This window comes from Microbacterium sp. USTB-Y (assembly GCF_023703415.1).
Lineage (GTDB): Bacteria > Actinomycetota > Actinomycetes > Actinomycetales > Microbacteriaceae > Microbacterium.
This window is the reverse complement of sequence record NZ_JAGMTU010000006.1, coordinates 98700-123594: the sequence shown is the minus strand read 5'-3', so window position 1 is coordinate 123594 and position 24895 is coordinate 98700. Positions and strand designations below refer to the sequence as shown.

General features: G+C 69.9%; 34 protein-coding genes. 13 read left to right on the top strand and 21 right to left on the bottom strand.

Features of this window, described 5'->3' with window-relative positions; all coding sequences use genetic code 11:
- Window positions 1–46 precede the first annotated feature (46 nt).
- Window positions 47–988 (top strand): hypothetical protein, encoded by a 942-nt coding sequence (locus tag J8G10_RS15535; RefSeq protein WP_251446926.1) that lies wholly within the window; start codon window positions 47–49, stop codon window positions 986–988.
- A 64-nt stretch (window positions 989–1052) separates the two neighbouring features.
- On the opposite strand, the gene J8G10_RS15530 is transcribed toward J8G10_RS15535, so the two are convergent.
- Window positions 1053–1211 (bottom strand): hypothetical protein, encoded by a 159-nt coding sequence (locus J8G10_RS15530; protein ID WP_251446924.1) that lies wholly within the window; start codon window positions 1209–1211, stop codon window positions 1053–1055.
- A gap of 182 nt (window positions 1212–1393) precedes the next feature.
- Here J8G10_RS15530 and J8G10_RS15525 point away from each other — a divergent pair, with 182 nt between their 5' ends.
- From J8G10_RS15525 to J8G10_RS15515, 3 genes are all read left to right on the top strand, one after another.
- On the top strand, window positions 1394–1966 hold the full coding sequence (locus J8G10_RS15525; protein ID WP_251446921.1) for a carboxymuconolactone decarboxylase family protein: 573 nt from the start codon (window positions 1394–1396) through the stop codon (window positions 1964–1966).
- Window positions 1967–2115: 149 nt separating this feature from the next.
- A complete protein-coding gene (locus tag J8G10_RS15520) occupies window positions 2116–2415 on the top strand; it encodes a Fe-S cluster assembly protein HesB (protein ID WP_251446918.1) in 300 nt (99 codons plus the stop codon).
- A gap of 94 nt (window positions 2416–2509) precedes the next feature.
- Window positions 2510–3097 (top strand): 1-acyl-sn-glycerol-3-phosphate acyltransferase, encoded by a 588-nt coding sequence (locus J8G10_RS15515; RefSeq protein ID WP_251446914.1) that lies wholly within the window; start codon window positions 2510–2512, stop codon window positions 3095–3097.
- Here the strand turns inward: J8G10_RS15515 and J8G10_RS15510 are convergent.
- The 6 genes from J8G10_RS15510 to J8G10_RS15485 form a co-directional block, all read right to left on the bottom strand.
- The gene (locus J8G10_RS15510) at window positions 3081–3719 is read right to left on the bottom strand and encodes a DUF1345 domain-containing protein (protein ID WP_251446911.1); all 639 of its coding nucleotides are present in this window, start codon (window positions 3717–3719) and stop codon (window positions 3081–3083) included. The two genes, J8G10_RS15515 and J8G10_RS15510, sit on opposite strands and share 17 nt — an antisense overlap.
- Window positions 3720–3745: 26 nt before the next feature.
- Entirely contained in the window at window positions 3746–4570 is an 825-nt protein-coding gene (locus tag J8G10_RS15505) for an Fpg/Nei family DNA glycosylase (protein WP_251446909.1), read from the bottom strand.
- Window positions 4571–4615: 45 nt separating this feature from the next.
- On the bottom strand, window positions 4616–4960 hold the full coding sequence (locus tag J8G10_RS15500; protein WP_251446906.1) for a type II toxin-antitoxin system PemK/MazF family toxin: 345 nt from the start codon (window positions 4958–4960) through the stop codon (window positions 4616–4618).
- A gap of 4 nt (window positions 4961–4964) precedes the next feature.
- On the bottom strand, window positions 4965–5180 hold the full coding sequence (locus J8G10_RS15495) for a hypothetical protein (protein ID WP_251446903.1): 216 nt from the start codon (window positions 5178–5180) through the stop codon (window positions 4965–4967).
- A gap of 152 nt (window positions 5181–5332) precedes the next feature.
- Window positions 5333–5887, bottom strand: a complete 555-nt coding sequence (locus tag J8G10_RS15490) for a cysteine hydrolase family protein (RefSeq protein ID WP_251446900.1) — start codon at window positions 5885–5887, stop codon at window positions 5333–5335.
- Window positions 5887–6462: an alpha/beta fold hydrolase gene (locus J8G10_RS15485; protein ID WP_251446898.1), complete on the bottom strand. Its 576-nt coding sequence runs from the start codon at window positions 6460–6462 to the stop codon at window positions 5887–5889. Before J8G10_RS15485 ends, J8G10_RS15490 begins: the two co-directional genes overlap by 1 nt.
- Window positions 6463–6618: 156 nt before the next feature.
- Here J8G10_RS15485 and J8G10_RS15480 point away from each other — a divergent pair, with 156 nt between their 5' ends.
- Window positions 6619–6960, top strand: a complete 342-nt coding sequence (locus J8G10_RS15480) for a YciI family protein (RefSeq protein WP_251446895.1) — start codon at window positions 6619–6621, stop codon at window positions 6958–6960.
- On the opposite strand, the gene J8G10_RS15475 is transcribed toward J8G10_RS15480, so the two are convergent.
- Both J8G10_RS15475 and J8G10_RS15470 read right to left on the bottom strand, forming a co-directional pair.
- Window positions 6953–7114 (bottom strand): hypothetical protein, encoded by a 162-nt coding sequence (locus J8G10_RS15475; protein WP_251446892.1) that lies wholly within the window; start codon window positions 7112–7114, stop codon window positions 6953–6955. The genes J8G10_RS15480 and J8G10_RS15475 overlap by 8 nt on opposite strands.
- 59 nt (window positions 7115–7173) lie before the next feature.
- Entirely contained in the window at window positions 7174–7947 is a 774-nt protein-coding gene (locus J8G10_RS15470; protein WP_251446889.1) for an alpha/beta fold hydrolase, read from the bottom strand.
- A 126-nt stretch (window positions 7948–8073) separates the two neighbouring features.
- On the opposite strand from J8G10_RS15470, the gene J8G10_RS19460 reads away from it, so the two are divergent.
- Window positions 8074–8418, top strand: coding sequence for a LysR family transcriptional regulator (locus J8G10_RS19460; protein ID WP_285814407.1), 345 nt, complete (start codon window positions 8074–8076; stop codon window positions 8416–8418).
- Window positions 8419–8599: 181 nt separating this feature from the next.
- Here J8G10_RS19460 and J8G10_RS15460 read toward each other — a convergent pair whose 3' ends face one another.
- The 4 genes from J8G10_RS15460 to ychF form a co-directional block, all read right to left on the bottom strand.
- Entirely contained in the window at window positions 8600–9268 is a 669-nt protein-coding gene (locus tag J8G10_RS15460) for an MOSC domain-containing protein (RefSeq protein WP_251446886.1), read from the bottom strand.
- A gap of 292 nt (window positions 9269–9560) precedes the next feature.
- On the bottom strand, window positions 9561–9962 hold the full coding sequence (locus J8G10_RS15455; RefSeq protein ID WP_251446883.1) for a type II toxin-antitoxin system VapC family toxin: 402 nt from the start codon (window positions 9960–9962) through the stop codon (window positions 9561–9563).
- Entirely contained in the window at window positions 9959–10234 is a 276-nt protein-coding gene (locus J8G10_RS15450) for a type II toxin-antitoxin system Phd/YefM family antitoxin (protein WP_374208784.1), read from the bottom strand. The genes J8G10_RS15455 and J8G10_RS15450 overlap by 4 nt, the downstream gene beginning before the upstream one ends.
- Before the next feature lie 268 nt (window positions 10235–10502).
- Entirely contained in the window at window positions 10503–11576 is a 1074-nt protein-coding gene (ychF, locus tag J8G10_RS15445) for a redox-regulated ATPase YchF (RefSeq protein ID WP_251446877.1), read from the bottom strand.
- 274 nt (window positions 11577–11850) lie between these two features.
- Between ychF and J8G10_RS15440 the strand changes: the two genes are divergently transcribed.
- Window positions 11851–13269: a DUF2510 domain-containing protein gene (locus tag J8G10_RS15440; protein ID WP_285814406.1), complete on the top strand. Its 1419-nt coding sequence runs from the start codon at window positions 11851–11853 to the stop codon at window positions 13267–13269.
- 88 nt (window positions 13270–13357) lie between these two features.
- Here J8G10_RS15440 and J8G10_RS15435 read toward each other — a convergent pair whose 3' ends face one another.
- Window positions 13358–14098 (bottom strand): class I SAM-dependent methyltransferase, encoded by a 741-nt coding sequence (locus J8G10_RS15435; protein WP_251446871.1) that lies wholly within the window; start codon window positions 14096–14098, stop codon window positions 13358–13360.
- A gap of 82 nt (window positions 14099–14180) precedes the next feature.
- Between J8G10_RS15435 and J8G10_RS15430 the strand changes: the two genes are divergently transcribed.
- A complete protein-coding gene (locus tag J8G10_RS15430; protein WP_251446868.1) occupies window positions 14181–14783 on the top strand; it encodes a 3'-5' exonuclease in 603 nt (200 codons plus the stop codon).
- Between the two features lie 52 nt (window positions 14784–14835).
- On the top strand, window positions 14836–16128 hold the full coding sequence (locus tag J8G10_RS15425; RefSeq protein WP_251446865.1) for a DNA recombination protein RmuC: 1293 nt from the start codon (window positions 14836–14838) through the stop codon (window positions 16126–16128).
- Here J8G10_RS15425 and J8G10_RS15420 read toward each other — a convergent pair.
- Together J8G10_RS15420 and glpX are read right to left on the bottom strand one after the other, a co-directional pair.
- Window positions 16103–16315, bottom strand: coding sequence for a UDP-N-acetylmuramyl pentapeptide phosphotransferase (locus tag J8G10_RS15420; protein ID WP_251446862.1), 213 nt, complete (start codon window positions 16313–16315; stop codon window positions 16103–16105). The genes J8G10_RS15425 and J8G10_RS15420 overlap by 26 nt on opposite strands.
- Window positions 16316–16465: 150 nt before the next feature.
- Window positions 16466–17458 carry a class II fructose-bisphosphatase gene (gene glpX / locus J8G10_RS15415; RefSeq protein WP_251446860.1) on the bottom strand — a complete coding sequence of 331 codons (993 nt, stop codon included), beginning with the start codon at window positions 17456–17458 and terminating at the stop codon, window positions 16466–16468.
- 184 nt (window positions 17459–17642) lie between these two features.
- Between glpX and fbaA the strand changes: the two genes are divergently transcribed.
- Entirely contained in the window at window positions 17643–18671 is a 1029-nt protein-coding gene (gene fbaA / locus J8G10_RS15410) for a class II fructose-bisphosphate aldolase (RefSeq protein ID WP_251446858.1), read from the top strand.
- 66 nt (window positions 18672–18737) lie between these two features.
- Here the strand turns inward: fbaA and J8G10_RS15405 are convergent, their stop codons facing one another.
- From J8G10_RS15405 to J8G10_RS15395, 3 genes are all read right to left on the bottom strand, one after another.
- Window positions 18738–19244, bottom strand: a complete 507-nt coding sequence (locus J8G10_RS15405; RefSeq protein ID WP_251446856.1) for a hypothetical protein — start codon at window positions 19242–19244, stop codon at window positions 18738–18740.
- Between the two features lie 70 nt (window positions 19245–19314).
- Window positions 19315–19989, bottom strand: coding sequence for a zf-HC2 domain-containing protein (locus J8G10_RS15400; protein WP_251446854.1), 675 nt, complete (start codon window positions 19987–19989; stop codon window positions 19315–19317).
- Window positions 19986–20489 carry a sigma-70 family RNA polymerase sigma factor gene (locus tag J8G10_RS15395; protein ID WP_251446852.1) on the bottom strand — a complete coding sequence of 168 codons (504 nt, stop codon included), beginning with the start codon at window positions 20487–20489 and terminating at the stop codon, window positions 19986–19988. Before J8G10_RS15395 ends, J8G10_RS15400 begins: the two co-directional genes overlap by 4 nt.
- A 115-nt stretch (window positions 20490–20604) precedes the next feature.
- On the opposite strand from J8G10_RS15395, the gene J8G10_RS15390 reads away from it, so the two are divergent.
- Both J8G10_RS15390 and J8G10_RS15385 read left to right on the top strand, forming a co-directional pair.
- Complete coding sequence (locus J8G10_RS15390) at window positions 20605–21093, top strand: DUF2231 domain-containing protein (protein WP_251446851.1); 489 nt, start codon at window positions 20605–20607, stop codon at window positions 21091–21093.
- Window positions 21094–21193: 100 nt separating this feature from the next.
- Window positions 21194–21787, top strand: coding sequence for a DUF4822 domain-containing protein (locus J8G10_RS15385; protein ID WP_251446849.1), 594 nt, complete (start codon window positions 21194–21196; stop codon window positions 21785–21787).
- Window positions 21788–21847: 60 nt separating this feature from the next.
- On the opposite strand, the gene J8G10_RS15380 is transcribed toward J8G10_RS15385, so the two are convergent.
- Both J8G10_RS15380 and J8G10_RS15375 read right to left on the bottom strand, forming a co-directional pair.
- Window positions 21848–22393: a DUF6264 family protein gene (locus tag J8G10_RS15380; RefSeq protein ID WP_251446845.1), complete on the bottom strand. Its 546-nt coding sequence runs from the start codon at window positions 22391–22393 to the stop codon at window positions 21848–21850.
- Window positions 22390–23427, bottom strand: a complete 1038-nt coding sequence (locus tag J8G10_RS15375) for a 4-hydroxy-3-methylbut-2-enyl diphosphate reductase (protein ID WP_374208786.1) — start codon at window positions 23425–23427, stop codon at window positions 22390–22392. The genes J8G10_RS15380 and J8G10_RS15375 overlap by 4 nt, the downstream gene beginning before the upstream one ends.
- 149 nt (window positions 23428–23576) lie before the next feature.
- Between J8G10_RS15375 and xseA the strand changes: the two genes are divergently transcribed.
- Complete coding sequence (xseA, locus tag J8G10_RS15370) at window positions 23577–24890, top strand: exodeoxyribonuclease VII large subunit (RefSeq protein ID WP_251446842.1); 1314 nt, start codon at window positions 23577–23579, stop codon at window positions 24888–24890.
- Window positions 24891–24895: the final 5 nt, after the last annotated feature.

Sequence of the window (24895 nt, the reverse complement as noted above, 5' to 3'; positions counted from 1 at the left end):
GGTGGTGCTCTGGGGGACGACTCGCGTTCTGTGGAGAACTCGACGCATGATCCGCCGTGCTGCGGCACTGTTTCCAGGCATGGGATGGCGAGAGCTCGCGGGAGCGCAGGACGGTCTGATCACGCGCGCACAGCTCCGCGCTCACGGGATCGACAACGACGCGGTGCGACATCGAATCGCGACCGAGCGCTGGGTCGCCCGCTCGGCTACCGTCATCGGCACCACCACCGGTGGCCTCACCCGTGCGCAACGGATGCGACTCGGCGTTCTCCATGCCGGCGCTCCGGCGATCATCGGCGACCTCAGCGCCGCCGAGGTGTCCGGCCTGCGCAGCTGGCACCGTGAGGAGATCACGGTGCTGGTTCCCCGGGGCAGCGATCTGGGGCAACCCCTCGCCGGGATCCGGTTCGTCGAGACCCGGCGATCACTGGCCGCGATGCGCGATCCTGCTCGCCGGCTTCCGACATGCCGGTTGGAGCCCGCGATACTTCACTTCGCGGCGTACCAGCACTCCCCGCGCACCGCCGAGGGCGTCGTTGCGGCGGCGGTTCAGCAAGGCCTGACCACTCCGGCACGACTGGCTGCCTGGATCCCCCGGATGCGACCGCTGCGATGGGCACGGATGTTCCGCGAGACGCTGAGCGAGATCGCGGACGGGGCCCAGTCAGTCGCCGAGCTCGATGTGCTCCATCTCTGCCGTGCCTTCGGGCTGGCCACGCCTCGGCGCCAGACCATGCGCCGTGGCACAGACGGACGGGCCCGCTATACCGACTGCGAATGGTCGCTTCCCGACGGCAAGACGCTCATCCTCGAGGTCGACGGCGCGTTCCACATGGAGGTCGCGCACTGGGAGGCGGATCTGGCACGCCAGCGTGCGCTCGCCGCGCCGGATCGCATTCAGATCCGCTGCACATCGCGCGAACTTCGGGACTCACCGGACCGCATCGCTCGCGACCTGCGCCTCCTCGGCGTTCCACGCGCCGTATGACCGCGTCGTCCCCCTGAGCACGGCCCATAGGTCGTGCTCAGGGGGACGACTCGAATGTGGGAGGTCAGTCCTTCGCGCCCGGGAGACGGCAGAAGCCGCCGATGCAGAGTCCGGCGTCCGTCGCTTCGTCGCCCGCAAGCAGGGTGAGTCCCGGCGCGGCCGCCGGCGTCGGACGCTCGGCGTCCGCGGGGGCCTGCGATTGGGGGTCAGCTGCCGTGGTCATCCCTCGATGCTACGCCCGTCCGGATCGGACGGCGCCGTTCTCGGGATCCGGCACGGCGAAGCACGGTGGCGGATGCCCACCCATACCGTCCGGCGCGCGCCAGGCGTAGTCTTCGCTCGGGCGCTGGCACTGGGGTCCTCCCGCTCAGGAGGCGCGCCGGCGCGGACGCGAAGGAGCTTCCCATGATCATCAGCACTCCCCCCGCGGAGACCGCCGAGGGACATGTCGCCGAGATGTACGCCGACGACCTCTCCTCGGACGGGTTCGTCTTCGCCCACACGAGAGCCATGGCGGTGAACCCCGAGGCGCACGCCGCGTTCATGGCCCTCATCGCGGCGATCGTGCCGTCGATCGGCATCCGGGTCTACGAGGCGGCGACCCTGGGCGCGGCGAGGGCGATCGGCTCTCCGCACTGCCTTCTCGCCCACGGACGCAAGTCCCTCCGGGCAGAGGTCCTCGACGACGAGGCCCTCGCCGCTTTCGCGTACCGGGACGACAGCGGCTTCACCCCGGCCGAGCGCGCTGTCGTCCGCTACGCCGAGCGCCTGTCGTCGGATCCGCGATCGATGACGGACGCCGACACCGGAGCACTCCGCGATGCCGGCTTCGACGACCGCCAGATCGTGGACATCACGCTGGCCGCCGCGGCGCGCAACTACTTCAGCCGTGCGCTGCTCGCGCTCGCCGTGCCGACGGAGGACGTGCCGGGACTGACTCCCGAGACGGCCGCCGCGCTGCGCGCCGCCGCCCTCTGACAGCGGAGATCGCCCGCCGGTCCTTCGGTGGGAAGATCCTCCGAATCGGCCCGAAACGCCGCAACGCGGTTGAGGGACCGGCCCGTACGAGGAATCGTGGCCCGGACATGTCGTGACCGCGACGTGTCCGCAACCGGAAGGAGTGCCTCATGCTCACCTTGACCGACAGCGCCACCGCGCTCGTCACCACGCTCGTCCGTCGTCGCACCGACGCGGAGGGCGCGGGACTGCGCATCCACACCGCCGATGCCGCAGGGCAGGCGGACCAGCATCGCCTGGCCGCCGATGTCGTCGTCGCGCCCGAGCCGGATGACCAGATCCTGGATCTGCCCGGTGCTCCCGTCTTCCTGGAAGGGGAGGCCGCCGTCGTCCTGGACGGCAAGGTCCTCGACGCGAACGTCACGGACGAGGGCGCGGTGTCGTTCTCGCTGCTGCCGCAGGCCGTCTGACCGCCCCGCGGCCGGGCCCGGGCGGACGTCCTTCACGTCCGCCCGGGCCTTCTTCATGCGCAGCACGGAATACGCCGGGCCCTACGGTGGACGGATGTTCAAACGCCTCGCCGCACGCGTGTTCTGGACCTGCAGTCGCTGGTCGCTCCGCAGCGAGCCGGCGCCGACGCGCCCGACCGTGCTCATCGGCGCACCGCACACCTCGAACTGGGACTTCGTGCTCATGCTCGGCATCGCGTGGCGGCTGGGGATCGACGTGCACTGGCTGGGCAAGAAGAGCCTGTTCACCGGCTGGCGGGGCCCGATCATGCGCCGGCTCGGCGGCATCCCGGTCGATCGCTCGGATCCGGCGCGCGTCGTCGGCGAGGTCGTCGAGCAGATCCGCACCGGCGCGGTGTTCGGGCTGGTGGTGACGCCCGACGGCACCCGTGGCGGCAACGACCACTGGAAGAGCGGCTTCTATCGCATCGCCCGCGAGACAGGGATGCCGGTGACCCTGGGATATGTCGATCGCAGCACCATGACCACGGGCCTCGGACCGACCCTCGATCTCACCGGCGACGTCGCCGCGGACATGGATCGGATCCGTGCCTTCTACGCCGACAAGGCGGGAGTGCGCCCCGAGCGCCGCACCGAGCCGCGACTGCGCGAGGAGCTGGCGGCGGTCATCCCAGCCCCGTGACGAGATTGATGATCGTGCCGAGGATGAGCGCGCCGAACACGTAGGCGATCGTCGTCTGAGCGATCACGATCCGCCGGATCGCGTTGCGCGTGACGTTGGTGTCGGCGACCTGGTAGGTCATGCCGAGGCCGACCGAGAAGTAGGCGAAGTCGGTGTACTCGGGATCCTCGTCCTGATTGAAGAGGATGCCGCCGGATCCGTCGTAGTAGAGCTTCGCGTAGCGCAGCATGTAGTCGGCCTGGATCAGCCCCCACGAGGCGGCGACGCTGAGCACGGCGCTCCCGGCGAGGGCGAACTGCACCCAGCCGTGCGCATGCCGGGCCTGCAGCACGACGACCAGCACGGCCGCGATGCTGACGAAGCTCCCGATCACGGCCACGACCCGGGCGATGCGGCGGCCGGGGTCCTCCTCGGTGGCGTGCGAGCGCGTCTGCTCGGCGTTCATCGGCCACACCACGAGCAGGATCCACACGGTGCTGACGAGCGCCAGCGTGCCCCAGGCCGCGAGGAGTCCTGCCGCCAGCCCCAGGGAGGGCGTGACGGCGAAACCGACCGCGGTTCCGGCCAGGATCGCGACGGCGGTGCGCACACGCCAGCGATGGCGCAGGGGAAGCGGGCTCACCTCGGAATGCTAACCCGCATGCCGACTCATGCCGGGGAGCGCTCGGGCTGGCAGTGCGGGCAGAACTGTGCAGAGGCGCCGGAGAACACCCGGTCGACGATGGTCGTGCCGCACACCGGGCACGCCTCGCCGCCGCGGCCGTGCACGGCCATCGCGGCGACCTTGGCCGGCTTGAGCTGTTCGGGCGCCAGGCCGCGTCGGTCTGCGACGGCGGCGCGCAGCACCGTGGTCGTGGCAGCGAACAGTCGATCCCGCTCGTCGCCGTCGAGCAGCGCGGCGTGCACCGCGGGGGCGATCCGCGCGCGATGCAGGATCTCGTCGGAATAGGCGTTGCCGATTCCCGCGAGCGACGTCTGCTCCTGCAGCAGTGCCTTGATCTGCTTGCGCCTGCTGCCCAGGGCGCGCTCGAACGCGTCGCGGGCGAAGTCGGGACTCAGCGGATCCGGTCCCAGCGCGGCGATTCCCGCCACGTCCTGCGGGCCGTCGACGACGGAGAGCGTGACCGCGAGGAAGTCGCCGGTGTCCACGATCCGCATCGCCGCACCGTCGTCGAGCACGATCCGCGCGACCTCCGGCACGAGCTCGTCGCCGGGCTGCTCCCCCGCGTCCAGCCAGCGGATCCATCCGTTGCGCCCGAAGCCGAGCATCAGCCAGCCCTCCGGGGTGTCGAAACCGACGTGCTTGCCGAATCGGGTCAGACCGTCGATGCGCGCGCCGACGAGCGATCCCGGCGGCCGGTCGCGCGTCTTGACCACGCGGAACTCATCGATCTCGACCGCGGCGATGACGCGACCGCGGATCCGCTCGTCGAGGAACTCGACCAGCGCCTGCACCTCCGGAGACTCGGGCATGCGCCCCATCCTCGCATCGGGGTCGGACATCCGCGCGCCTGGAGGTCATGGCAGACCCAGGAAGTCCCGGAGCCAGAGGTCCACCTCGCGCATCGTCGCGACGTCGACCTGACCGAGCGCGCCGGTGATTCGGTCCCGGGTGATCGTGCGCGGCTGTTCCGTCAGCGCGAAAGTCGCTCGCGGCAGGGTCAGCTCCGGTCCGCGCAGGCGCACGTGATTGGGCCAGCCCCGATCGACGCTCGACGCCGGGACGACGATCGCGAGGCTGTCCGCCTGCTCCAGGAAAAGGTCGCTCGCGATGACCAGGACTGGCCGGCGACCGGAGTGCTCCCGTCCGCGCGTCGGATCCAGATCGGCCCAGACGACGTCGCCCCTCCGTAGCGTCGTCACGTCGTCAGTCCGCCAGCGCGATGTCCCACTCGTGGAACTCATCCCAGTAACCGCCGTCGGCCGCGCTGACAGCGCGGCCGAACGCATCCATCCGCCTCCGCCGTTCATAGGCATCCAGAAGGCGCTCGATCAGACCCGCTGCCGAAACGCCCGTCGCCCGTGCGTCGTCGTTGATCCGATCGCGCAGCTCGGTCGTCACCTTGATGGTGGTCATCGCCATGCTCCGATTCTAAGGCGGACGTATACCGATCCGTATACCTCCTCTCTGATCCCCCGCGTCGAGGATGCCCGCTCGCGCTCCCGGGGAACGCGTTCGAGGCGAGATCGGCGCGAAACCCGGAAGGTGCCCGGGTTGTGGAGGCCAGCCGCACGTCAGGCCAGCGCGACCTCGTCGTGCCGGGCGACGGCGAACTCCTGCCCCGGGTAGCGGAGACCGGAGAAGTACATGTTGGTGTGGGCGACGATCTGCTCGCCCGTGATCCGGACGCCGTCCACGGTCGCGTCGACCGTCGTGTGCGCATCGCGCACGAGCGTGACGTCGTAGCCCTCGGCGGCTGCCCGCTGCGTGGTGGTGCGCACGCAGAAGTCCGACTGCGCGCCGGCGACCACCAGGCGAGTCGCGCCGAAGGCATCGAGCACCTCCTGCAGATCGGTGCCGGCGAAGGCGTCGCGGTAGCTCTTGCGCACGAGCGGCTCCCCGTCGGCACGCGCGAGCGGCGAAGCGAGCTCCCAGTCGGGCGTGCCCACGCCGACCGGATCGTGGTGCACCCACACCACCGGAACCCCTTCGCTGCGCGCCCGGCGCACGAGGGCGTCGGTCCGCTCGAGCACTCCGCGCTCGTCGAAGCAGCCGGGCATGACGCCGTTCTGCATGTCGATCACGAGCAGGACGGTGCGTTCCGGCGAGTCCGCAATGGACCCGATCATCAGTCCCAGGCCAGGTAGTCCTCGATGGCGAAGGCCGTGTCGACCGGATCGCTCACCGGGAACAGGTGGCCGCCGCCCTCGATCGTGACGACGCTCGCGCGCTCCTTCGCGGAGTCGCGCAGCTTCTCGCCGTTCGCCGGGGGCATGACGTCGTCCGCGGACCCCTGGATGATGAGGATCGGCACGGAGGGCGCGATCGGCACGTCGACGTCCTCGACCCCGAGCAGCAGCACGCCGAGAGCACGGTCGGTGCGCTTCGCGGACAGTGCACGGGCGACGGTCCCGCCGACCCCGTGGCCGCCGATCCAGGTGGCGCCGATGCCGACGTGATCCATCACGTCGCTCGCGTCCTGGACGCGCTCGTCGAGCGTCGCGTCGTCGGCGGCGCGGTTGCCGATCCGCAGCACGCGGATCCCCTCGCCGGCGAGGATGTGCGCGACCGAGCCGAGCGCGCCGCCCTCCAGGCCGCGGCCCGGGATCAGCACCAGAACGGGCCCGTCGCCCTCCGACATCTCGTCGACGTAGGGGATCGCGCGGCCATCGGGTTCGAAGATGCTGTTGTTCTCGGTAGTCACCGAGCCATCGTACCGAGTCCCGCCGCGGCCTCTGCTGGGCCGGCGTCGGGACAGGAGAGCCGATCCGGATCCTCGTTCCGGGCTCGAGAGCCCGGAATCCCGCGGCGTACGATCGCGAGAGGGCCCGTGACCGCACGGGCGACGCGAGGAGCGGCGATGACTCAGTACATCATCTACTTCAACCAGCAGTGGGTGGGCGATCACAGCCCCGAGTGGTTCGCGGAACGCGGGCCGCTCGCCAATGCCGTCGTGTCGGACATCAGGGACGCCGGGGCCCTCGTCTTCGCCGGAGGCGTGCACGAGGACGATGCTGCGGCGTTCACCGCCGACGCGACGAGCGGAACGACGGTGATCGACGCGGGACCCTTCGCCCCCACCGAGCAGCGCATCGGCGGCCTCACGATCATCGACGTCGCCGACGACGACACCGCGAGGCACTGGGCGGGCAGGATCGCCGAAGCCTGCGGCTGGCCCCAGGAGGTGCGCCGGGTCAGCTGACCTGATCGTCCTCATCCGGTTCGGCGCGGAGCAGATCCGCGATCTCCTCCTCCGGTCGAGGTGCGATGTTCTCGTCGACCTCGAGTTCGGGGATCGTCGGCTCACCGGGTGCCGGGACATGCGGTGCCGTGGGCTGCTCATCGCTATCGGACATGGGCCGTGCCTCCTCTGGACGACACCGTCATCCTACGAGCCTCGCGTGCGCGGGGACGCTCAGCGCAGAACCCGATCCACCCAGTCGTGGATCAGCGCGCGGAGCAGCTCGGGCCGCTCGTGCGGCAGCGCGTGCCCGGCGTCGTCCAGGACCGCGGCCGTCGCGCGCGGGTAGCGGTCCACAAGATCGAGCGCGGCGGCGTACCCGACCGTCGAATCGAGCCGGCCCGCCACGACGAGCGTCGGCCCGGCGAACGGTGTGCCCTCCCCCGGCGCGAGCTCCCACTGCTCGGCGATCCGCTCCATCGCGCCCTCATCGGCGAGAGCCATACCGGGCACCACGAACCGCTCGTACCGCTCCAGCATCTCCGGCGTCTGCACGACGAAGTACCCCCGGAACTCGTCATCGCCGAGATCGCCGGATCCGTCGATCACGCGATGCTCCGGTACATCCCGGGTGTCCGGAAGCAGCGGGCAGACCAGGGCGAGGCCCGCCGTCCGCTCGGGATTCCGCGCCGCAATCGCCCGCGCAAAATGCGCACCCGCCGAGTGGGCCACGAGGAGCCAGGACTCGCCGTCGCTCACCTGCTCCGCGAAGTCGAGGAGCACGACCACGACGTCCTCTGCGCTGCGAAGATCCTCCGGCGCCGACGTGCGGCCCATGCCTGGCAGATCGGGATAGATCCTCCGGACTCCGCGGATCCCGGAGAACGCCGGCTCGAAGCAGGCCTCGGACTCGCGATGGTCGACGCCCGCGCCGTGGAGGATCAGCGCAGGAAGTCCCCGGCCATGCTCGACGTAGTGCACCGAGGTCTTGCTCCCGCGCGCTTCCACGACCCCACGGTAGTGCGCCGGTCCACGCGACGACACCCTCCCGGTGAATCCGTGTGCAGCGCATCGTGCGACGAAGCCCCGTACGCTGGACGACGCCGCGATCCGCGCGCGAGAGGACGGATTTCCATGAAGATCACCCACCTGAGGGGATTCGTCGCCGTCGCCGAGGAGCTGCACTTCCCGCGCGCGGCAGCCCGCCTAAGCATCCCGCTCGCCGCGCTGTACTCGTCCATCGAGAAGCTCGAGGAGGAGGTCGGGCACCCGCTCGTCACCCGCGGCGGTTCCACCCGTCTGACCAGTGCCGGCCTTCTCCTGCTCCCCGAGGCGCGGGACAGGATCGCCGCGGCGCCCACGCCTCCGCAGAAGTCGGATGCGCCGTCCGGCGGCAAGGCGAAGGCGTCCAAGGGAAAGGGCCGGGCACCCGCCGTGAAGGGCCAGCCCAAGCCCTACAAGAAGCGCCAGGGACGCTGACCCGGACTCGAACCCTGGCTTCAGGGGCCGGGCTCGGAACGGAGCAGCTCGGAATCGTTCCACATCACCGGCATCGCGCCTACCGGCTCGAACTGCAATCGCGCGTCATTCGACGGCACGAGACAGATGACCAGACTCTCGCGAGATGGAGCGACCTCCACGACTTGAGTCTCGCCACTCCTCAGCGTCTGCGATTCAACCGCTCAAGACGGGCTTCCAGCGCCGCGGTCTCCTCGGAATCCGAGAGCACGCCTGCCTCGATGACCTCCCGCATAGCTTCGACGTCGTCGTAGAACGCTCGGAAGACCGTCGGCACATCGATCGCATGGTCTGGGCGGGAGAGCACCGTAATCGTCTCGCCTGGCCGGACGAATCCCGGCCGCTCGACGGACAGATAGGCACCTGACAGGCCATGATCGACGAACCGCTTGAGCCAGCCCGCCTCCCCCATGTGCATGCGGAACGTGCCGCACGGGATCCGGGGTCCCTCGACCCGGAGCACCACGGCGTCCCCCACCTGCCAGCGCTCACCGATGAGCGCGTGGTCGATATCGATACCGGTCGTGGTGAGGTTCTCCCCGAACATGCCGTCATCCAGATGACGACCGAGCTCCTTGCCCCACCAGTCCAGCTCCTCACGGGAGACCGCGTACACGGCTTGATAGTCGCCGCCGTGGTGCTGCCGGTCGCCGATGAAGTCACCCACGACGCCGCTGCCGAGTCCCCCGTGCTTCGAGCCGGGTCGTCGCAGCTCGATAATCTCCACCGGCCGCTTATGGATGCCGGTAGGGGTGTCCTTGGCGGCGTTCGGTCGCTCCGCGCCGACGTTCACTGAGACGACATGGGCCATTGTGGCTCCCTTTCCAGTCTGCCGAAATGGCTCTGCAGACTGATCTGTATCTGAACGCAACCACGTTCCCCGGTTCGCAGAACGTCATGCGAGGGCACGAGCCATCACCACTTGCTGAACGGGCATCACGGAGCGCTTGAACTCGTAGCCGACGAATGACCCGTGCACGATCGCTTCCGAGCTGACTTCGCGCCCGCGGACGAAGGGCGGGCAGGGCGCGAGTCGGACCCCGGTCGGAGCCGTGTCAAGCAATATTCGCATCCGTCCAACGAAAACAGATCCGTCAACCCACTCATCCGCGACCAGGAGCAATGACATCGAGGCCAGCGGCCCGCGCCGCTTCAGCAAGCCGATGGTCGTACGTGAGGACGGCATCGACGTCCAGGCGGATCGCCGCCTCCAAATGGAGTGCGTCGAGAGTGCGCAGATAGGGCATCGGCAAGAACCCCGCCGAGCGGTACACGGCACGATCGAGCGCCGCAAGAGAAACGCCCTCGAGGATCGCACTGACCTTCGCCTGGTCCCGTCCCTCGCGCACGGCCATCCGACGCAGCTCCGTCTCGAGCAGATCGCTCGAGACGAGGCTGACGTCCGCACCGTCGAGCCACTCCACCAGCGCCTCGGTCTCGACCTGGGAGATGAGAAGCGCTCCGAATGCGGAGGTATCGACGTAGACGAGTGGAGCGCTGCTCACACCCGGTCCTCGCGAAGCTCGTCGACGATGCGCGACAAGAGTCGATCACTCTCGACGGGCTGAGGGCTCAGCGCGGCCCAGCCTCCGACGCGCTTCGCAGCCCGAACGATCGGCAGCGTGGCGGCGGGCGCGTCGAGCGGGACGATACGACCGACGGCGACGCCTCGGTTGGTCAGAACGAACGACTGACCCTCGCCGACAAGACGAAGAACACGCCCGGACTCGTTGCGCAGCTCACGCTGGGAGAGGCTCTCGATGTGCGAATCGCTCACACTCATGCGACGAGTGTAGCACCCGCGCTACGTAATTGGAGCGAAACGTCACCGAACCGTACTCCTCGGAGCCGAGAGTCGGGATCAGAAGGGTGAGGGCCTGCTGAACGTCCGACATGACGTGCAGCACAACGGCCTCCGCCACAGACATCGACACGACGACGCCGTCGGAGGTGTGAGCTGCCCTCATCCGAGCATTGCCTCAGACGTCCGATGCGAATTACGCCATCGCGCAGGCGCTAGTACCACGCCAGCTCACAGTTCAGATTCAGACGTTGAAACGGAACTCCACCACGTCGCCATCCTGCATGACGTAGTCCTTGCCCTCCAGGCGCGCCTTGCCCTTCGAGCGGGCCTCGACGACGGATCCGGTGTCCACCAGATCCTGGAACGAGATGACCTCGGCCTTGATGAAGCCCTTCTCGAAGTCGGTGTGGATCACGCCGGCGGCCTGCGGGGCCTTGTCGCCCTTGTGGATCGTCCAGGCGCGGGCTTCCTTCGGGCCGGCGGTGAGGTAGGTCTGCAGGCCGAGGGTGTCGAACCCGATGCGGGCGAGCTGGTCGAGGCCCGACTCGTCCTGACCGGTGGAGGCGAGGAGCTCTGCGGCATCCTCCGGATCCAGGTCGATGAGCTCCGACTCGATCTTCGCGTCGAGGAAGATCGCCTGGGCGGGCGCGACGAGGGCGGCGAGCTCGGCCTTGCGGGCGTCGTCCGTCAGCACGGCCTCGTCGACGTTGAAGACGAAGATCACGGGCTTCGAGGTCAGCAGACCGAGCTCCTTGATCGGCGTCAGGTCGATGCCGCTCGTGGAGAGCAGCTGGCCCCGCTCGAGCGCGTCCTTCGCGGCCTTCGCCGCCTCGAGCACCGAGGCGTCGGTCTTGCGGCCGCGCACTTCCTTCTCGATGCGCACGATCGCCTTCTCGAGCGTCTGGAGGTCGGCGAGCATGAGCTCGGCGTTGATCGTCTCGAGGTCGTTCTTGGGGTCGATCGCCCCGTCGACGTGCACGACATCGTCGTCGGCGAAGCCACGGACGACCTGGGCGATCGCGTCGGCCTCGCGGATGTTCGCGAGGAACTGGTTGCCCAGCCCCTCCCCCTCGCTCGCGCCGCGCACGATGCCGGCGATGTCGACGAACGACACCGTCGCGGGCAGGATCCGCTCGCTGCCGAAGATCTCGGCGAGCGCGTTCAGCCGCGCATCCGGCAGGTTCACCACGCCGACGTTCGGCTCGATCGTCGCGAACGGGTAGTTCGCCGCGAGCACATCGTTCTTGGTGAGGGCGTTGAAGAGGGTGGACTTGCCGACGTTGGGCAGTCCTACGATTCCGATGGTGAGAGCCACGGGGTACGAGTCTACCGGGGCCCGCGCCCGCTCACGATCCGCGGATCGCGCGGTAGGCCGCGGTCACGTACGGCATCGACAGCGTTCCGCCTTCGACGAGGGGACCTCGCGTCGCAGAAGTCGCGCAGCCTGATGATTGAACCGGCTCGACAGGCTGAGCAGGCGGTCACCGAGTCGTCGAGCCGACTATGATCTCATCGCGAACGAGACTATTGACGAGGACGACGGCGTCCCCAACTCCGACTTCGTCAACGATTGACCCGAGAGGCCTCCGATGACGAACCCGAGCGCTCCGGCCGCGTGGTACCCAGACCCCGCGGGCCGGCACCAACATCGCTATTGGGATGGGTCGTTGTGGACCGAGTACGTGGCGACCGATGGCGCCCAGAGCATCGATCCACTCGGTGTCGCTCCGCTTACCCGCCGCGCAGCACGTCAGCAAGCCGCGCAAGAGACGGTGGCGAGCAACACCCGGACAACATTTACTGAGCGTCGCGCCGCAGCACGCGCTGAGCGAGAGCGGCTGCGGGAAGAACGGGAGATGGTGACGCGCCAGCGAGAGGCTTTGCGTCAGCGCGAACAACTGGAGGAGCTCGCTCGCAAAGCTCACGCACTTGAGGAATCCCAGCAGTTGGCGCGACAGCAGGCAGAGCAGCGTGAACGGATCCGACTTGCCGAGCTCGCTCGTGTCCGTGCCGAGCAGGAAGCGGCGGAGGCTGCGAAACGAGGGGCCCGCGAGGCCGCTGCACGTGAATCTCGCGAAGCGCAGGAACGGGAAGCTCGGGTACTGGAGTATCCGTCCTTCTATCTACCGGAATACAACGGTCATGCGGGGACCGAGGTCGCTGGTGAGTTTGCCCGCCTCGATGCCATCCACAAGGTGCTGGGACGTAGGCCGAAGCTCGACGAGGAAATCGTCCGGGACGGGCTCCTCGCAGCACTTGTGCCTGAGCCATCAAATGCTTACGACCGGAACGCGGTGAAGGTCCTGATCGATGGGCAGCACGTCGGATACCTCGAGAAAGAGGTCGCGGTCGTCACGCAGCCGATCATGCGTCGCATTATCGAGGCTGGATATCTCCCGACGACCGGTGCCCGGATCTGGGCAGTGGCACGACGTGACAACTACGATGCGAGAAAGCTCCGCCACCATGCGAACGTGCGCCTTGCGCTGTCCTACACCGGATCGATGCTGCCCTTGAATGATCCACCCTTCGAGGGCTACAGCATCATTCCCTGGGGTGGGAGCTTGCAGGTCACAGGCGAGGAACATCACCAAGAAGTGCTGGCCGAGTATGTAACCGATGATCCGAGCGCACTCGTCATCGGCACTCTCACGCTCATCCAGCGCGGGACGCCGAAGGCACCGAAGGAACTCATCGAGATCAGCATCGACGGTCAGCGCATCGGACAACTCACTCCAGGGTCCAGTCAGCACTTCATCCCGACCGTTCAGCACCTCGAAAGGCAGGGGCAGACAGCGGCTGCGTGGCTGCGGGTATCCGGTAGCGCGATCGCCGCTCAGGTCACGATCCATGCAACGCGTGCTCATGAACTCCCTTCCGAGTGGTTCGATGCGCCCCACACAGCCCCGCGCCTCCACGGCGTTTCCAGGCCCAGCACTAACGATGGCGAAATTGACGATGCTGAGATCCGCACCAAGATGCGTGAGCCGATGTGGGACGATTCCTGACTGACATGCGGGTCTCAGGGCTGAGCTCGGCCCGTACCTGATTGAGATCAATGCCCCGAGCGCGCTTTCTACCGGGGCCCGCGCCCGCTCACGATCCGCGGATCGCGCGGTAGGCCGCGGTCACGTACGGCATCGACAGCGTTCCGCCTTCGACGAGGCCGAGCTCGTCGAAGAGCTCGTCCATCGCCTGCGCGATCCGCGCCTTCTCCTCCGGCGACGACGTGATGATGACACTGCGGGAGCTCGCCATCGCATGCAGCTCGGCGCGCGTCATCTCGCGCGACCACTCCCAGCGCCGCTCCTCCAGCGCTCCGAAGGGCGCCGCGACCCGCACGGTGTTCTCGCCGATCATCTGCTCCGCCGCGCTGCCGCCCATGATCGCGGTCAGCCGGCGCACCCACTCGGTGCGGCCGTCCCGTACGTTCCAGATGAGCCCGAGCACGCCACCGGGGCGCACGACGCGGCCGATCTCCGCGGAGGCGGCGACGGGGTCCACCCAGTGCCAGGCCTGCCCGAGGGTCGCGGCGTCGGCACTCGCGTCCGGCAGCGGCAGCGCTTCCGCCGTGCCGGTGACAGCCTCGACGCCGGGAGTCTTCTCGCACAGGGCCTCGAGCATCTGCGGATCCGGATCCACGGCCGTCACGCCCGTGCCCCAGAGGCCCCGCACGGCGCGGGTGAGCTTGCCGGTCCCCGCGCCGATGTCGACCACCGCCCTGTCGCCGTCCGCCAGCGGCTCCAGCAGCCAGGCGACCGCGTCCGACCGATACTCCGGCCGCCCCTTCTCATAGCTGCCCGTCTCGGATCCGAAGCTCGTCGCACGTTCCACCATGCTCCCGAGACTACGCCCGCCGATCACGCCCTCCGCGGCGCGCCTGCCCCGTCGGCGCACATGGTCGACGGAAGGTGGATCCGTGGCCCTGGACTTCACCGCGATCGACTTCGAGACGGCGAACTCCTCCCCGGCCTCGGCATGCTCGGTCGGTCTGGTCCGAGTGCGGGACGGCATCGTCGTCGCGCAGACCGGCTGGCTGATTCGCCCGCCGGCCGGGCATGACGAGTTCCAGGAATGGAACGTCCGGATCCACGGCATCCGCGCGCACGAGGTGCAGGGCGCCCCGGGATGGAGCGAGCAGCTCGATCGGCTCTGCGCGTTCGCCGGCGCGGACGTGCTGGTCGCGCACAACGCCGGGTTCGACCTCAACGTCATCCGACGTGCGTGCGAGGCGACCGGCGACGACTGCCCGCCCTACCGTTCGCTGTGCAGCCTCGCCGTGGCCCGCAAGGTCTACGACCTCGACTCCTACAAGCTCCCGGTCGCGGCCGAGGCCGCCGGGTTCGGCGCCTTCCCGCATCACGACGCGCTCGCCGACGCCCGCGCGTGCGCGCAGATCGTGATCGATGCGGCACAGCGCACCGGATCCGCCACCGTGCAGCAGCTGGCCGAGACGATCGGCGTCCGCCTCGGAGACCCTCTCGCCCCGGCCGCCCCGGCGAAGGTGCGCGCCGCGGCCTGACACGCGACCGCGCGTCCCCGGCGATGTCGGTGGCCCCGCCCATCATGGACGCATGGACGCGCTCGCACTGCTCATCGCCGCTCTCACCGCGGTCGCCGGCCTGGCCGTCGGCTGGTTCCTCGGCCGCAGCCGCGGCGCCGCCGACCTCGCCCGCGCCGATGCCGAGCTCTCGGTGGTCCGCGAAGACCGCGACCGGCAGCACGACCTCTACCGCGACGCCGTCGAGCACGCTCGCCTTCAGCAGCACGACGCGGCCGAGCGCGCCCGGCAGGAGAGCGCGGTGCTCACCGCCCTCGCCCCGGTGCGCGAGAGCCTGCACCGCATGCAGCAGACGGTGACCGTGCTGGAGCGCGAGCGCCACGCCCAGTTCGGTCAGCTCAGCGAGCAGCTGCGCCGCACCGAGGAGAGCGGCGAGGCGCTGCGGTCGACGACCGAGTCCCTGGCCGGTGCACTGCGCTCCACCTCGGCACGCGGGGTCTGGGGCGAGACCCAGCTGCGCCGCGTCGTGGAGGCCGCCGGCCTCACCCGGCACGTCGACTTCGACCTGCAGACGACCATCCGCTCCGATGCCGGCCAGGGGCGCCCCGACATGGTGATCCGCCTCGCCGGCGGCGCCTCGATCGCCGTCGATGCGAAGGCTCCGCTCGACGCGTTCCTCGCAGCCGGCGCGCTCGGCTCCGAGGATCCGCAGCGCCGGATCCTGATGCAGCAGCATGTCAAGGCGGTGCGCGCGCACGTGGACGCACTCGCCAAGAAGGCGTACTGGTCGGGACTCGAGGTGAGCCCCGAGTTCGTCATCTGCTTCCTGCCCAGCGAGTCGCTGCTGTCCGCCGCCCTCGACGAGGATCCGGCCCTGCTCGACTACGCCTTCGGCAAGCGCGTGGCCCTGGCGACCCCGGTGAATCTCTGGGCCGTGCTGAAGACCGTCGCCTACACGTGGAAGCAGCAGGAGCTGTCGGCCGAGGCCGCCGTGCTGCTCGAACTCGGCACCCAGCTGTACGACCGGCTCGGCGTGCTCGCCGGCCATGCGGACGACCTGCGCCGGGCGCTGGAGCGCACGGTAGAGAGCTACAACCGCTTCGCGGGGTCGCTGGAAGGGCGGGTCCTCGTGACCGCCCGGCGGTTCCCCGGTGTCGATGCCGACGCGCTGGCCGCACCCTCGCCGGTCACCGGCGCGACCCGGCGGTTCACCGCGGAGGAGCTGACCTCACCCACGACGGTGGAGGATCCCGCGTCGTCTGCCACCGCGGACGCGATGCAGGCGGACCTCGGCGAGCTGCGTGCGCGACTGGCCGGGCAGGACGAAGCCCGGGAGGAGGTCAGGCGCTCCCCGGAACCCCGCTGAGCAGGAAGACGACGGTCGCGGAGAAGAGCACGAACGCGCCGATCATCCACCAGGCGCTGATCTCGTGGCCCTCTTCGCGACGGACGCGGAAGAGCACGTCGGGGCGGCGCGCGGCCTCCATCTCGACGACCTTCACCGTGCCGGTGTCGGTGACCGTCTCATGGCGATAGATGTTCTCCGTAGCCATCCTCATCACCTTCCTGCTCCGCATTCCGCGTCGCGCCGAATGCGCCGTGCACGCCGATGGCGCCTCCCCCATTGTGCCAGGTGCCGAGGGAATCAGCCGGACTGAGGCCAGGTCGTTATCGCGACCCGGCCCGCCGCCGCGGGATGAGGATCAGAGCCACTTGGAGACGAGGTGCTCCGAGGCGATGCGCCGCAGGGTGCCCGAGGCACTGCGCAGCACGACGCTCTCGGTGTAGAGGTAGTCGCCCTCGCGGCGCACGCCGGCGACGAGCTGCCCGTCCGTCACACCCGTGGCGACGAAGATCGTGTTGTTTCCGCTCACCAGGTCGTCGGCCTCGTAGACCTTGTCCATGTCGAGGCCGGCATCGATGCCGCGCTGGCGCTCATCATCGTCGCGGGGCCACAGCCGGCCCTGGATGTGACCGCCGAGAGCCTTGATCGCGCAGGCGGTGACGATGCCCTCCGGGCTGCCGCCGATGCCGATGCACATGTCGGTGCGCGCGCCGTGACGGGCGGCGTTGATGCCGCCCGCGACGTCGCCGTCGCTCATCAGACGCGTGCCGGCACCGGCCTCGCGGATCTCCCGGATGAGCTTCTCGTGACGAGGACGGTTCAGCACCGAGACGACGAGCTCCTCGACCGGCTTGCCCAGGGCGCCGGCGAGACGCTGGATGTTCTCCGCGACGGGGAGGCGGATGTCGACCACTCCGACGCCCGCGGGGCCGGTGACGAGCTTGTCCATGTAGAAGACGCTCGAGGCGTCGAGCATCGTGCCGCGGTCGGACACCGCGATGACGGACACGGCGTTCTGGCGCCCCTCGGCGGTGAGGGTGGTGCCGTCGATCGGATCGACGGCGATGTCGTACTGCTGCGCCCACTCGACGCCGCTGCCGACATGCTCGCCGTTGAAGAGCATCGGGGCGTTGTCCTTCTCGCCCTCGCCGATCACGACGCGACCGTCGAAGTCGACCGTCCCGAGGAAAGCCCGCATGGCGTCGACGGCGGCGCCGTCGGCCTCCTCCTTCGCACCGCGGCCGATGAAGGGGACGGCACGGATCGCCGCCGCCTCCGTGGCACGGACGAGTTCCAGTGCGAGGTTGCGGTCGGGGCTGAGGGGGCTGAGATCGGCTGTGAGGCGCACCATGGCCCCCAGCGTAGGGCCGCGAAGCGTACGGATCAGCAGTTTTCCGCTCCGGGAAAGCGAAAGATCTTCCCTTCTTTACCAGGCGGAAGATCCGGCTCCCCAGGCCGTCGGTCACGCGCTCTGAAACGCGGATCCTACGGCGCTAGAGTGGCACCGACCCCCGTCATCCAGCACAGGAGAAGCCATGCCCGTTGCCACCCCGGATCAGTACGCCGAGATGCTCGACCGCGCGAAGGCGGGCGGCTTCGCCTACCCGGCGTTCAACGTCTCCAGCTCGCAGACCATCCACGCCGTGCTGCAGGGTCTCACCGAGGCCGGCTCCGACGGCATCATCCAGGTCACCACGGGCGGCGCCGACTACTTCGCCGGTCAGACCGTCAAGGCCCGCGCCACGGGCGCGCTGGCCTTCGCCAAGTTCGCCACCGAGGTCGCGAAGTCCTACCCCGTCACCGTCGCGCTGCACACCGACCACTGCCCGAAGGACGCCCTCGCCGGCTTCGTCGAGCCCCTCATCGCGGCAAGCGAGGAAGAGGTGCGGGCCGGACGCAACCCCATCTTCCAGTCGCACATGTGGGACGGCTCGGCCGTGCCGCTCGCGGAGAACATCGAGATCGCCAAGGATCTCCTCCCCCGCATGAAGGCGATCAACGCGATCCTCGAGGTCGAGATCGGCGTCGTCGGCGGCGAGGAGGACGGCGTCGCGCACGAGGGCTCGAACGAGGCGCTCTACACCACCTTCGCCGACGTCGACCAGGCCGTCCAGGCGCTGGGCCTCGGCGAGCAGGGCCGCTACATCGCCGCGCTCACCTTCGGCAACGTGCACGGCGTGTACAAGCCCGGCGGCGTGAAGCTGCGCCCCGAGCTGCTCGGCGAGATCCAGGCGCAGGTCGCCGCGAAGTACGGCACGGGCGCGAAGCCGCTCGACCTCGTCTTCCACGGCGGATCCGGTTCCACCGACGCGGAGATCGCCCTCGCGGTCGCGAACGGCGTCGTGAAGATGAACATCGACACCGACACGCAGTACGCGTTCACCCGCTCGATCGCGGGCTACATGTTCAGCAACTACGACGGCGTCCTGAAGGTCGACGGCGAGGTCGGCAACAAGAAGGTCTACGACCCGCGCGCCTGGGGCAAGGTCGCCGAGACCGCGATGGCCCAGCGCGTCATCGAGTCGACCCGTCAGCTGGGCTCGTACGGCCAGTCGAAGAGCTGACCGCACCTCAGCCGCATCGGAAGCGCCGCCGGGATCCGTCCCGGCGGCGCTTCCGTCGTCTGCGGGTCAGCCGCCGATCTTCGCGCCCGTCGCGTCCACGACCCACCAGATGCCCTGCACGCCCTGGCCCTTCACGTCACCGGCCGCCGCGTCACCGGAGTAGGTGTAGAGGGGCCAGCCGTCGAGCGTGACCTGCTTCTTGCCGTCAGGCGTCGGGATCGTGCCGAGCGTGCCGGTGATGCCGTCTCCCTGGGGCGTGCCACCGGTGGCGAGGATGGGCGGCCACAATCCGACGCAGGCCCCCGTGCACGCGCTCGCCTGCGTGCCCTGGGTGTCCTTATCGAACATGTAGGCGGTCATGCCGGCCGAGGTCACCACGACCTCGCCGAGAGACGTCTTCGCGACCTTCAGGCCCGTGCTCGCCGCGGTACTGCTCGTCCCGGAGCCGTAGCCGCCGCCCCCGTACCCGTCGCTCGATGCCGGAGGCGCCGAGGATCCGGTCGTCGCCGGCGAGCTGCATCCGGCCAGCAGCAATCCCAGTGCAAGGGCTCCGATCGCCCAGGTTCTGCGCATGTCCTCATCCTTTCGACCGCGCTCCGTGCGGTGCGCTCCAGGGGAAGAACGAGGGCGAGCGCGTGGCGGTTCACCCCGACGCGGATCCGCCGCGGATGTCCCGGCTCAGCACGACGTCTCCGGCCGCCGTGCGGATCTCGACCGTCCGGATGTCGTCGAGCGCCGCCGCGGTGCCCGCGGAGAGCGTCGCCGTCCGCCCCGGCTGGACCTTCCAGGTCGACAGGTCGGTCGCTGTGCCGTCCTTGCCCACGACGGTGAGGACGTAGGTCCACCCGGCATCGGGCGCCCCGGCGTCGTACAGGCACGCCATGTCGATCCTCGTGCCCCAGGCGACGGGCGTCAGCGAGACCGTGGCGCTCACCGGAACGGATCTCTCCGCCTCCAGCGCCACGGACACCGCCGGGCGCGGCGCGATCGCGACGACGGTGACGGGTACGGCGATCGCGAGCGCGGCGGCGATGCCGATGCCGGTCCAGAGCGCACGGCGGCGACGCCGGCGGCGTGCACGCGCGATGGAGAGCAGCTTCGGAGCGACCGGATCGGGTTCGCCCGTGCCGATGCGCTCCGCGTCCTCGGCGCGCACGCGCGACAGCAGGCTCACCGCCGGCACGAGCTCGGCCACGGCGGCACGGCAGTCCGGGCATTCCGCCAGATGCGCCTCGTAGCGCGCGCGGTCCGGCGCGGACAGCGCACCCATCGCATAGGCGGCATCCCACGTGGCGAACGGGTCCGGATCGATGCTCACCGGATCACCCCTCTCTCCTGCAGCGCGAGCCGCAGGGCCCGCAGTCCATAGTGCATGCGCGACTTCACCGTTCCGGCGGGGATCGCGAGCTCCTGTGCGATCTCGTCGACGCTGCGACCGCCGTAGTATCCGGCCACGATCACGGCGCGATGCTCGGCGCTGAGGTCGGCGAGCGCGTCCTCGATGAGGATCGCGTCGAACAGGCGATCCGTCGTGTCGTCGGTGCCCTGCTCCGGCACCTCGGCGACGGGATGCTCATGGCGCCGGCGCGCGCTGCGGGCCTCGTCGATGACGAGATGCCGCGCGACGGTGAACATCCAGGACCGGGTCGTCGCGACCTCCTGCTCCAGGATCCGCGGGGTGCGCCAGGCCCGCAGCAGCGTCTCCTGCACGACGTCGTCCGCGGAGGAGCTGCTGCCCGTCAGGTGCACGACGTAGCGACGGATCGGCCCGGCGTGCACGTCGTAGAGCGCGGTCAGCCGCTCGTCCTCATCCTCCATCGTCGCCTCCTACCGGGGAAACGAGATCCGGGAACGAAAGGTTCATCGCGGACGGATCGGATCCGCGCCGATCGGATCCGGTGAACCCGGTGCGCCCGCGCGCCGTTCTCCCAGTATGACCGCCTTGCTCGCCTCCGGCCCCTTCACGCTTCTCGGCCTCCCGCTGCACCCGCTGCTGGTGCACGCCACGGTGATCCTCGCTCCCGTGACGGCGCTCGCCGTGGCTCTCACGGCGATCTGGCCCGCTGCCCGACGCCGTCTGGGCCTGGCGATGCCGATCGCCGCGGCACTCGTCGCGGTCCTGGTGCCGGTGACCGTTCTCGCCGGCCTCGACCTGGCAGCGAAGGTCGGATCCACGCCCGCGATCCGGCAGCACGAGGCGCTCGGGCTCCTGCTGATCCCCTGGAGCATCGCCCTCCTGATCGCGGCCGTCGCCGTTCACCTGCGGGAGCGGATGACGGCCCGGATCCGGCGGATCCGCATCGCGTCCGCGATCTCCGCGACGATCACCACCATCGCGGCGGTGTGCGCGATCGGGACGATCGTCACCGTCGTCCTGGCGGGCGAGGCCGGCGCACGTGCCGTCTGGGGCGGGATCGCCTGACGGCACCGGCAGCCCGATTCCGGGATCATCCGCCCGATGGCACCGGAAGTAGCCGATCGGCTGATGCGACGATCGGGGCCCGATTCCTAGCGTGGAAGACATGAACATCACCTTCTCCCGCAAGCTCATCGCCGCCTCGACGATCGCCCTCGCGGCCGTCACCATCGTCCCGACGGTCGCCGCCGCAGCCGCTCCGGCTGCCGCGACCGCATCGTTCGCCTCCGGCCACCGGGCGCTGACGCCGTTCGAGACGCTGGCCTCGACCCCGTGGAAGACCACGAGCGCGCTCGACGCCCAGGGCCGCCGCGTCGCTCTCGACGACCCGGCCGTGAAGAACTTCGTGGGCTGGGCGTACTTCAAGGCCGACGGCACGTTCACGATGTACAACCTCGACGACAGCCCGAAGATGCACGGCGACTGGAACGTGCCCGCTGACGGCGCCACGCGGTGGATCGCCGCGAAGGACGCGAACGGCGCCGTGCTGTTCGAGCGCGTCGTCCCGATCGTGGAGCTCAACAAGAACGTCTTCACCTACCGGGTGTTCCCGAACGCGGCCGACACGAGCGTCTACTACGACATCGTGCACACCAAGACCAACCACGTCGAGCCCGGCACCGGAGGTCGCGGCCCCGGGGCGCACGGCAACGGTCACCACAAGGGCGACCACCACTTCAACAACGGCAACGCGCACTGACGGGCCGCTCGTCGTTGGTCCGGCTCCCCGAGGGGGCCGGACCTTCGGCGTCCGCGGACGCTACTTCTGGAGCTGCCCGTTCAGGAACGAGACGACGCTCGGATCCGTCATGAAGGGCACCGCGATGCAGACCGACGCCAGCATGCCGAACACGATGCCGCCGGCCACCGGGAGCCACCACGTGAGCTTGCCGCGCCGCAGCCGGGCCACGGACCATGCGGCGGTCACGATCCAGCCGACGATGAGGACGATACCCGCGACGATCCCCGCGGTCCGCGCCGGTCCGTAGTTCGAGAAGGTGCCGGTGATCCCCATCATCCGCATCATCGAGGTCATGAGCGAGGACGGGTCGAGGTAGGCGATGACCGTCGTGATGACGTTCCAGACCCCGTAGGCGAGCAGCGCGATCGACGCCATCCTGTCGACGGGGTGAGCCGGGCGCTCCGCCGTGTCCTGCGCCGGTGGGACCACCGGAAGCACGGTCGGCGGAACGGGCACGACGGGCGGCGGCATGGGCCTTCCCGCCCGCCTGCTCTGCTCCTCCGGAGTCGCGTACTCGCCGAAAGCCGGCCGTCGCGGCTGCTCCGCGGGCCCGGAGCCGGTCATCGGCTGCGTCCTCCGAGCGCCCGCTCGTCGCGCTGGCCCGTGATGTCCTGGCGCAGCTCCTTGGGGAGGGAGAACATGAGGTCCTCCTCGGCCGTGCGCACCTCCTCGACGTCTCCGTAACCCGCCTCGGCGAGGGCCGCGAGCACCTCCTGCACGAGCACCTCGGGCACGGAGGCCCCGCTCGTCACCCCGACGGTGGCGACGCCGTCCAGCCACTCCTGGCGCACCTCGTCGGCGTAGTCGACGCGGTAGGCGGCCCGGGCGCCGTATTCGCGCGCGACCTCGACCAGGCGCACGCTGTTGGACGAGTTCGCGGATCCGACCACGATCACGAGATCCGCGTCCTTGGCGACCTTCTTAATCGCGACCTGCCGGTTCTGCGTCGCGTAGCAGATGTCGTCGGAGGGCGGATCCTGCAGCTCGGGGAACCGGGTGCGCAGCCGGTTGACGGTCTCCATCGTCTCGTCGACGGAGAGGGTGGTCTGCGACAGCCACACCACCTTGCTGGGGTCGCGCACCTCGACCGTGTCGGCCTCGGCCGGCGAGTTCACGACCGTGACGTGGTCGGGCGCCTCCCCGGCGGTTCCCTCGACCTCCTCGTGGCCGTCGTGGCCGATGAGCAGGATCTCGTAGTCGTCGCGGGCGAAGCGCACCGCCTCGCGGTGCACCTTGGTCACCAGAGGGCAGGTCGCGTCGATCGCGTGCAGGTGGCGGTCCTCCGCGGCGGAGACCACCATCGGCGAGACGCCGTGGGCGCTGAAGACCACGTGGGATCCCTCGGGGATCTCGTCCACCTCGTCGACGAAGATCGCCCCCTGCTCCTCGAGCTCGGTCACGACGTGGATGTTGTGCACGATCTGCTTGCGCACGTACACGGGCGCACCGTAGCGCTGCAGCGCCTTCTCGACCGCGACGACGGCGCGGTCGACCCCCGCGCAGTAGCCGCGGGGCGCGGCGAGCAGCACGCGCTTGACGCCCTCGACCGGGCGGTTCTGGAGCGGCTCGCGCGCGCCCTCGGGGCGACGGCGGGGAATCTGCGGCACGGGCAGCGCGACGGGAGAACTCACCCCGCGATTCTATCGGCGCCTCCTGGCAGGAGGCCGGGACGGGCCGCCCTGCGTACCGGGCCGGGCCGCGTCGGGAGCCCGCGTTATCCTGAACCCGCCCCGATCGACAGGATGCGATGACCGTCTTCGAAGCCGCCCCCGGCGAGACCCCGCCGGCCGACGCCGTCTCCCCCCGCGACTCGACCGCGGACGCGCCGACCTCCATCGCCCGCCTCAACGCCACGATCCGCGACTTCGTGGCCCAGTGGGGCACTGTCTGGGTCGAGGGCGAGATCACGAGCTGGAACCTGCGTGCCGGCAACGTCTTCGCCCGGCTCAAGGACACCCGCTCCGATGCGCAGATCTCGATCCGGATCTGGTCGAGCGTGCGCGCGCGGATCCCGGCCGATCTCGCGGTCGGCGACCACGTGGTCGCCGCAGTCAAGGCGGACTACTTCGTCAAGGCCGGCGACTTCAGCTTCGCCGTCTCCGCCATGAAGCACGTCGGGCTCGGCGATCAGCTCGAACGCCTGGAGCGGCTGCGCGCCCAGCTGCGCCAGGAAGGGCTGTTCGACGCCTCCCGCAAGAAGCCGCTGCCGTTCCTGCCGCACATGATCGGGCTGATCACGGGCGAGAACTCCGACGCGGAGAAGGACGTGCACCGCAACGCCGAGCTGCGTTGGCCTCAGGTGCGCTTCCGCACCGTGCACGCCGCGGTGCAGGGCGACCGCTGCGTGCCGGAGACGCTCGCCGCACTGAAGCGGCTCGATGCGGATCCGGAGGTCGACGTGATCGTGATCGCCCGCGGCGGCGGTGACCCGCAGACCCTTCTCGGCTTCAGCGACGAGCGTCTCGTGCGGGCGGTCGCCGCCGCGACGACCCCCGTGGTCAGCGCGATCGGACACGAGAACGACCACCCACTGCTCGACGACGTCGCCGACCTCCGCGCCTCGACGCCGACCGACGCCGCCAAGCGCGTCGTGCCCGACGTCGGCGAGCAGCGCGCGCTCGTCGCCCAGCTGCGCGCGAGGGCCGCCACCCGCGTCTCCCAGCGCATCGCGCACGACATCGCCCAGCTCGAGCAGCTGCGCTCCCGTCCGGCGCTGCGGGATCCGGATCCGCTCATCGAGCGCCGCGCACAGGAGGTGTGGCTGCTGTCCGCACGGTCGCGCGACGCGCTCGGCCGCACCGTCGACGCGGCGGCCCGCCGTACCGCAGAGCTGCGCGCCTCCTTGCGCGCGCTCTCGCCCGCGGCGACCCTCGCCCGCGGGTACGCCATCGCGCACCGCGACGACGGGCGCATCGTGCGCGACGCCGCCGACGCCCCCTCCGGCACCGTGCTCACGCTCACGGTCGACCGCGGTTCGCTGCGCGCCGTGTCGGAGGGCGAGATCGCCGAGGCCGCGGACGGCGGTGCCGACGCGGCCGGTGGCGCCGACGCACGCCGGTAGGATGG

What these genes read in the sequence shown, in the direction of transcription:
- J8G10_RS15535 (WP_251446926.1), top strand. Translation starts at nt 47, where the DNA reads ATGATCCGCCGTGCTGCGGCACTGTTTCCAGGCATGGGATGGCGAGAG.
- J8G10_RS15530 (WP_251446924.1), bottom strand. Translation starts at nt 1,211, where the DNA reads ATGACCACGGCAGCTGACCCCCAATCGCAGGCCCCCGCGGACGCCGAG.
- J8G10_RS15525 (WP_251446921.1), top strand. Translation starts at nt 1,394, where the DNA reads ATGATCATCAGCACTCCCCCCGCGGAGACCGCCGAGGGACATGTCGCC.
- J8G10_RS15520 (WP_251446918.1), top strand. Translation starts at nt 2,116, where the DNA reads ATGCTCACCTTGACCGACAGCGCCACCGCGCTCGTCACCACGCTCGTC.
- J8G10_RS15515 (WP_251446914.1), top strand. Translation starts at nt 2,510, where the DNA reads ATGTTCAAACGCCTCGCCGCACGCGTGTTCTGGACCTGCAGTCGCTGG.
- J8G10_RS15505 (WP_251446909.1), bottom strand. Translation starts at nt 4,570, where the DNA reads ATGCCCGAGTCTCCGGAGGTGCAGGCGCTGGTCGAGTTCCTCGACGAG.
- J8G10_RS15495 (WP_251446903.1), bottom strand. Translation starts at nt 5,180, where the DNA reads ATGGCGATGACCACCATCAAGGTGACGACCGAGCTGCGCGATCGGATC.
- J8G10_RS15490 (WP_251446900.1), bottom strand. Translation starts at nt 5,887, where the DNA reads ATGATCGGGTCCATTGCGGACTCGCCGGAACGCACCGTCCTGCTCGTG.
- J8G10_RS15480 (WP_251446895.1), top strand. Translation starts at nt 6,619, where the DNA reads ATGACTCAGTACATCATCTACTTCAACCAGCAGTGGGTGGGCGATCAC.
- J8G10_RS15475 (WP_251446892.1), bottom strand. Translation starts at nt 7,114, where the DNA reads ATGTCCGATAGCGATGAGCAGCCCACGGCACCGCATGTCCCGGCACCC.
- J8G10_RS19460 (WP_285814407.1), top strand. Translation starts at nt 8,074, where the DNA reads ATGAAGATCACCCACCTGAGGGGATTCGTCGCCGTCGCCGAGGAGCTG.
- J8G10_RS15460 (WP_251446886.1), bottom strand. Translation starts at nt 9,268, where the DNA reads ATGGCCCATGTCGTCTCAGTGAACGTCGGCGCGGAGCGACCGAACGCC.
- J8G10_RS15440 (WP_285814406.1), top strand. Translation starts at nt 11,851, where the DNA reads ATGACGAACCCGAGCGCTCCGGCCGCGTGGTACCCAGACCCCGCGGGC.
- J8G10_RS15435 (WP_251446871.1), bottom strand. Translation starts at nt 14,098, where the DNA reads ATGGTGGAACGTGCGACGAGCTTCGGATCCGAGACGGGCAGCTATGAG.
- J8G10_RS15425 (WP_251446865.1), top strand. Translation starts at nt 14,836, where the DNA reads ATGGACGCGCTCGCACTGCTCATCGCCGCTCTCACCGCGGTCGCCGGC.
- J8G10_RS15420 (WP_251446862.1), bottom strand. Translation starts at nt 16,315, where the DNA reads ATGGCTACGGAGAACATCTATCGCCATGAGACGGTCACCGACACCGGC.
- glpX (WP_251446860.1), bottom strand. Translation starts at nt 17,458, where the DNA reads ATGGTGCGCCTCACAGCCGATCTCAGCCCCCTCAGCCCCGACCGCAAC.
- fbaA (WP_251446858.1), top strand. Translation starts at nt 17,643, where the DNA reads ATGCCCGTTGCCACCCCGGATCAGTACGCCGAGATGCTCGACCGCGCG.
- J8G10_RS15405 (WP_251446856.1), bottom strand. Translation starts at nt 19,244, where the DNA reads ATGCGCAGAACCTGGGCGATCGGAGCCCTTGCACTGGGATTGCTGCTG.
- J8G10_RS15395 (WP_251446852.1), bottom strand. Translation starts at nt 20,489, where the DNA reads ATGGAGGATGAGGACGAGCGGCTGACCGCGCTCTACGACGTGCACGCC.
- J8G10_RS15390 (WP_251446851.1), top strand. Translation starts at nt 20,605, where the DNA reads ATGACCGCCTTGCTCGCCTCCGGCCCCTTCACGCTTCTCGGCCTCCCG.
- J8G10_RS15385 (WP_251446849.1), top strand. Translation starts at nt 21,194, where the DNA reads ATGAACATCACCTTCTCCCGCAAGCTCATCGCCGCCTCGACGATCGCC.
- J8G10_RS15380 (WP_251446845.1), bottom strand. Translation starts at nt 22,393, where the DNA reads ATGACCGGCTCCGGGCCCGCGGAGCAGCCGCGACGGCCGGCTTTCGGC.
- xseA (WP_251446842.1), top strand. Translation starts at nt 23,577, where the DNA reads ATGACCGTCTTCGAAGCCGCCCCCGGCGAGACCCCGCCGGCCGACGCC.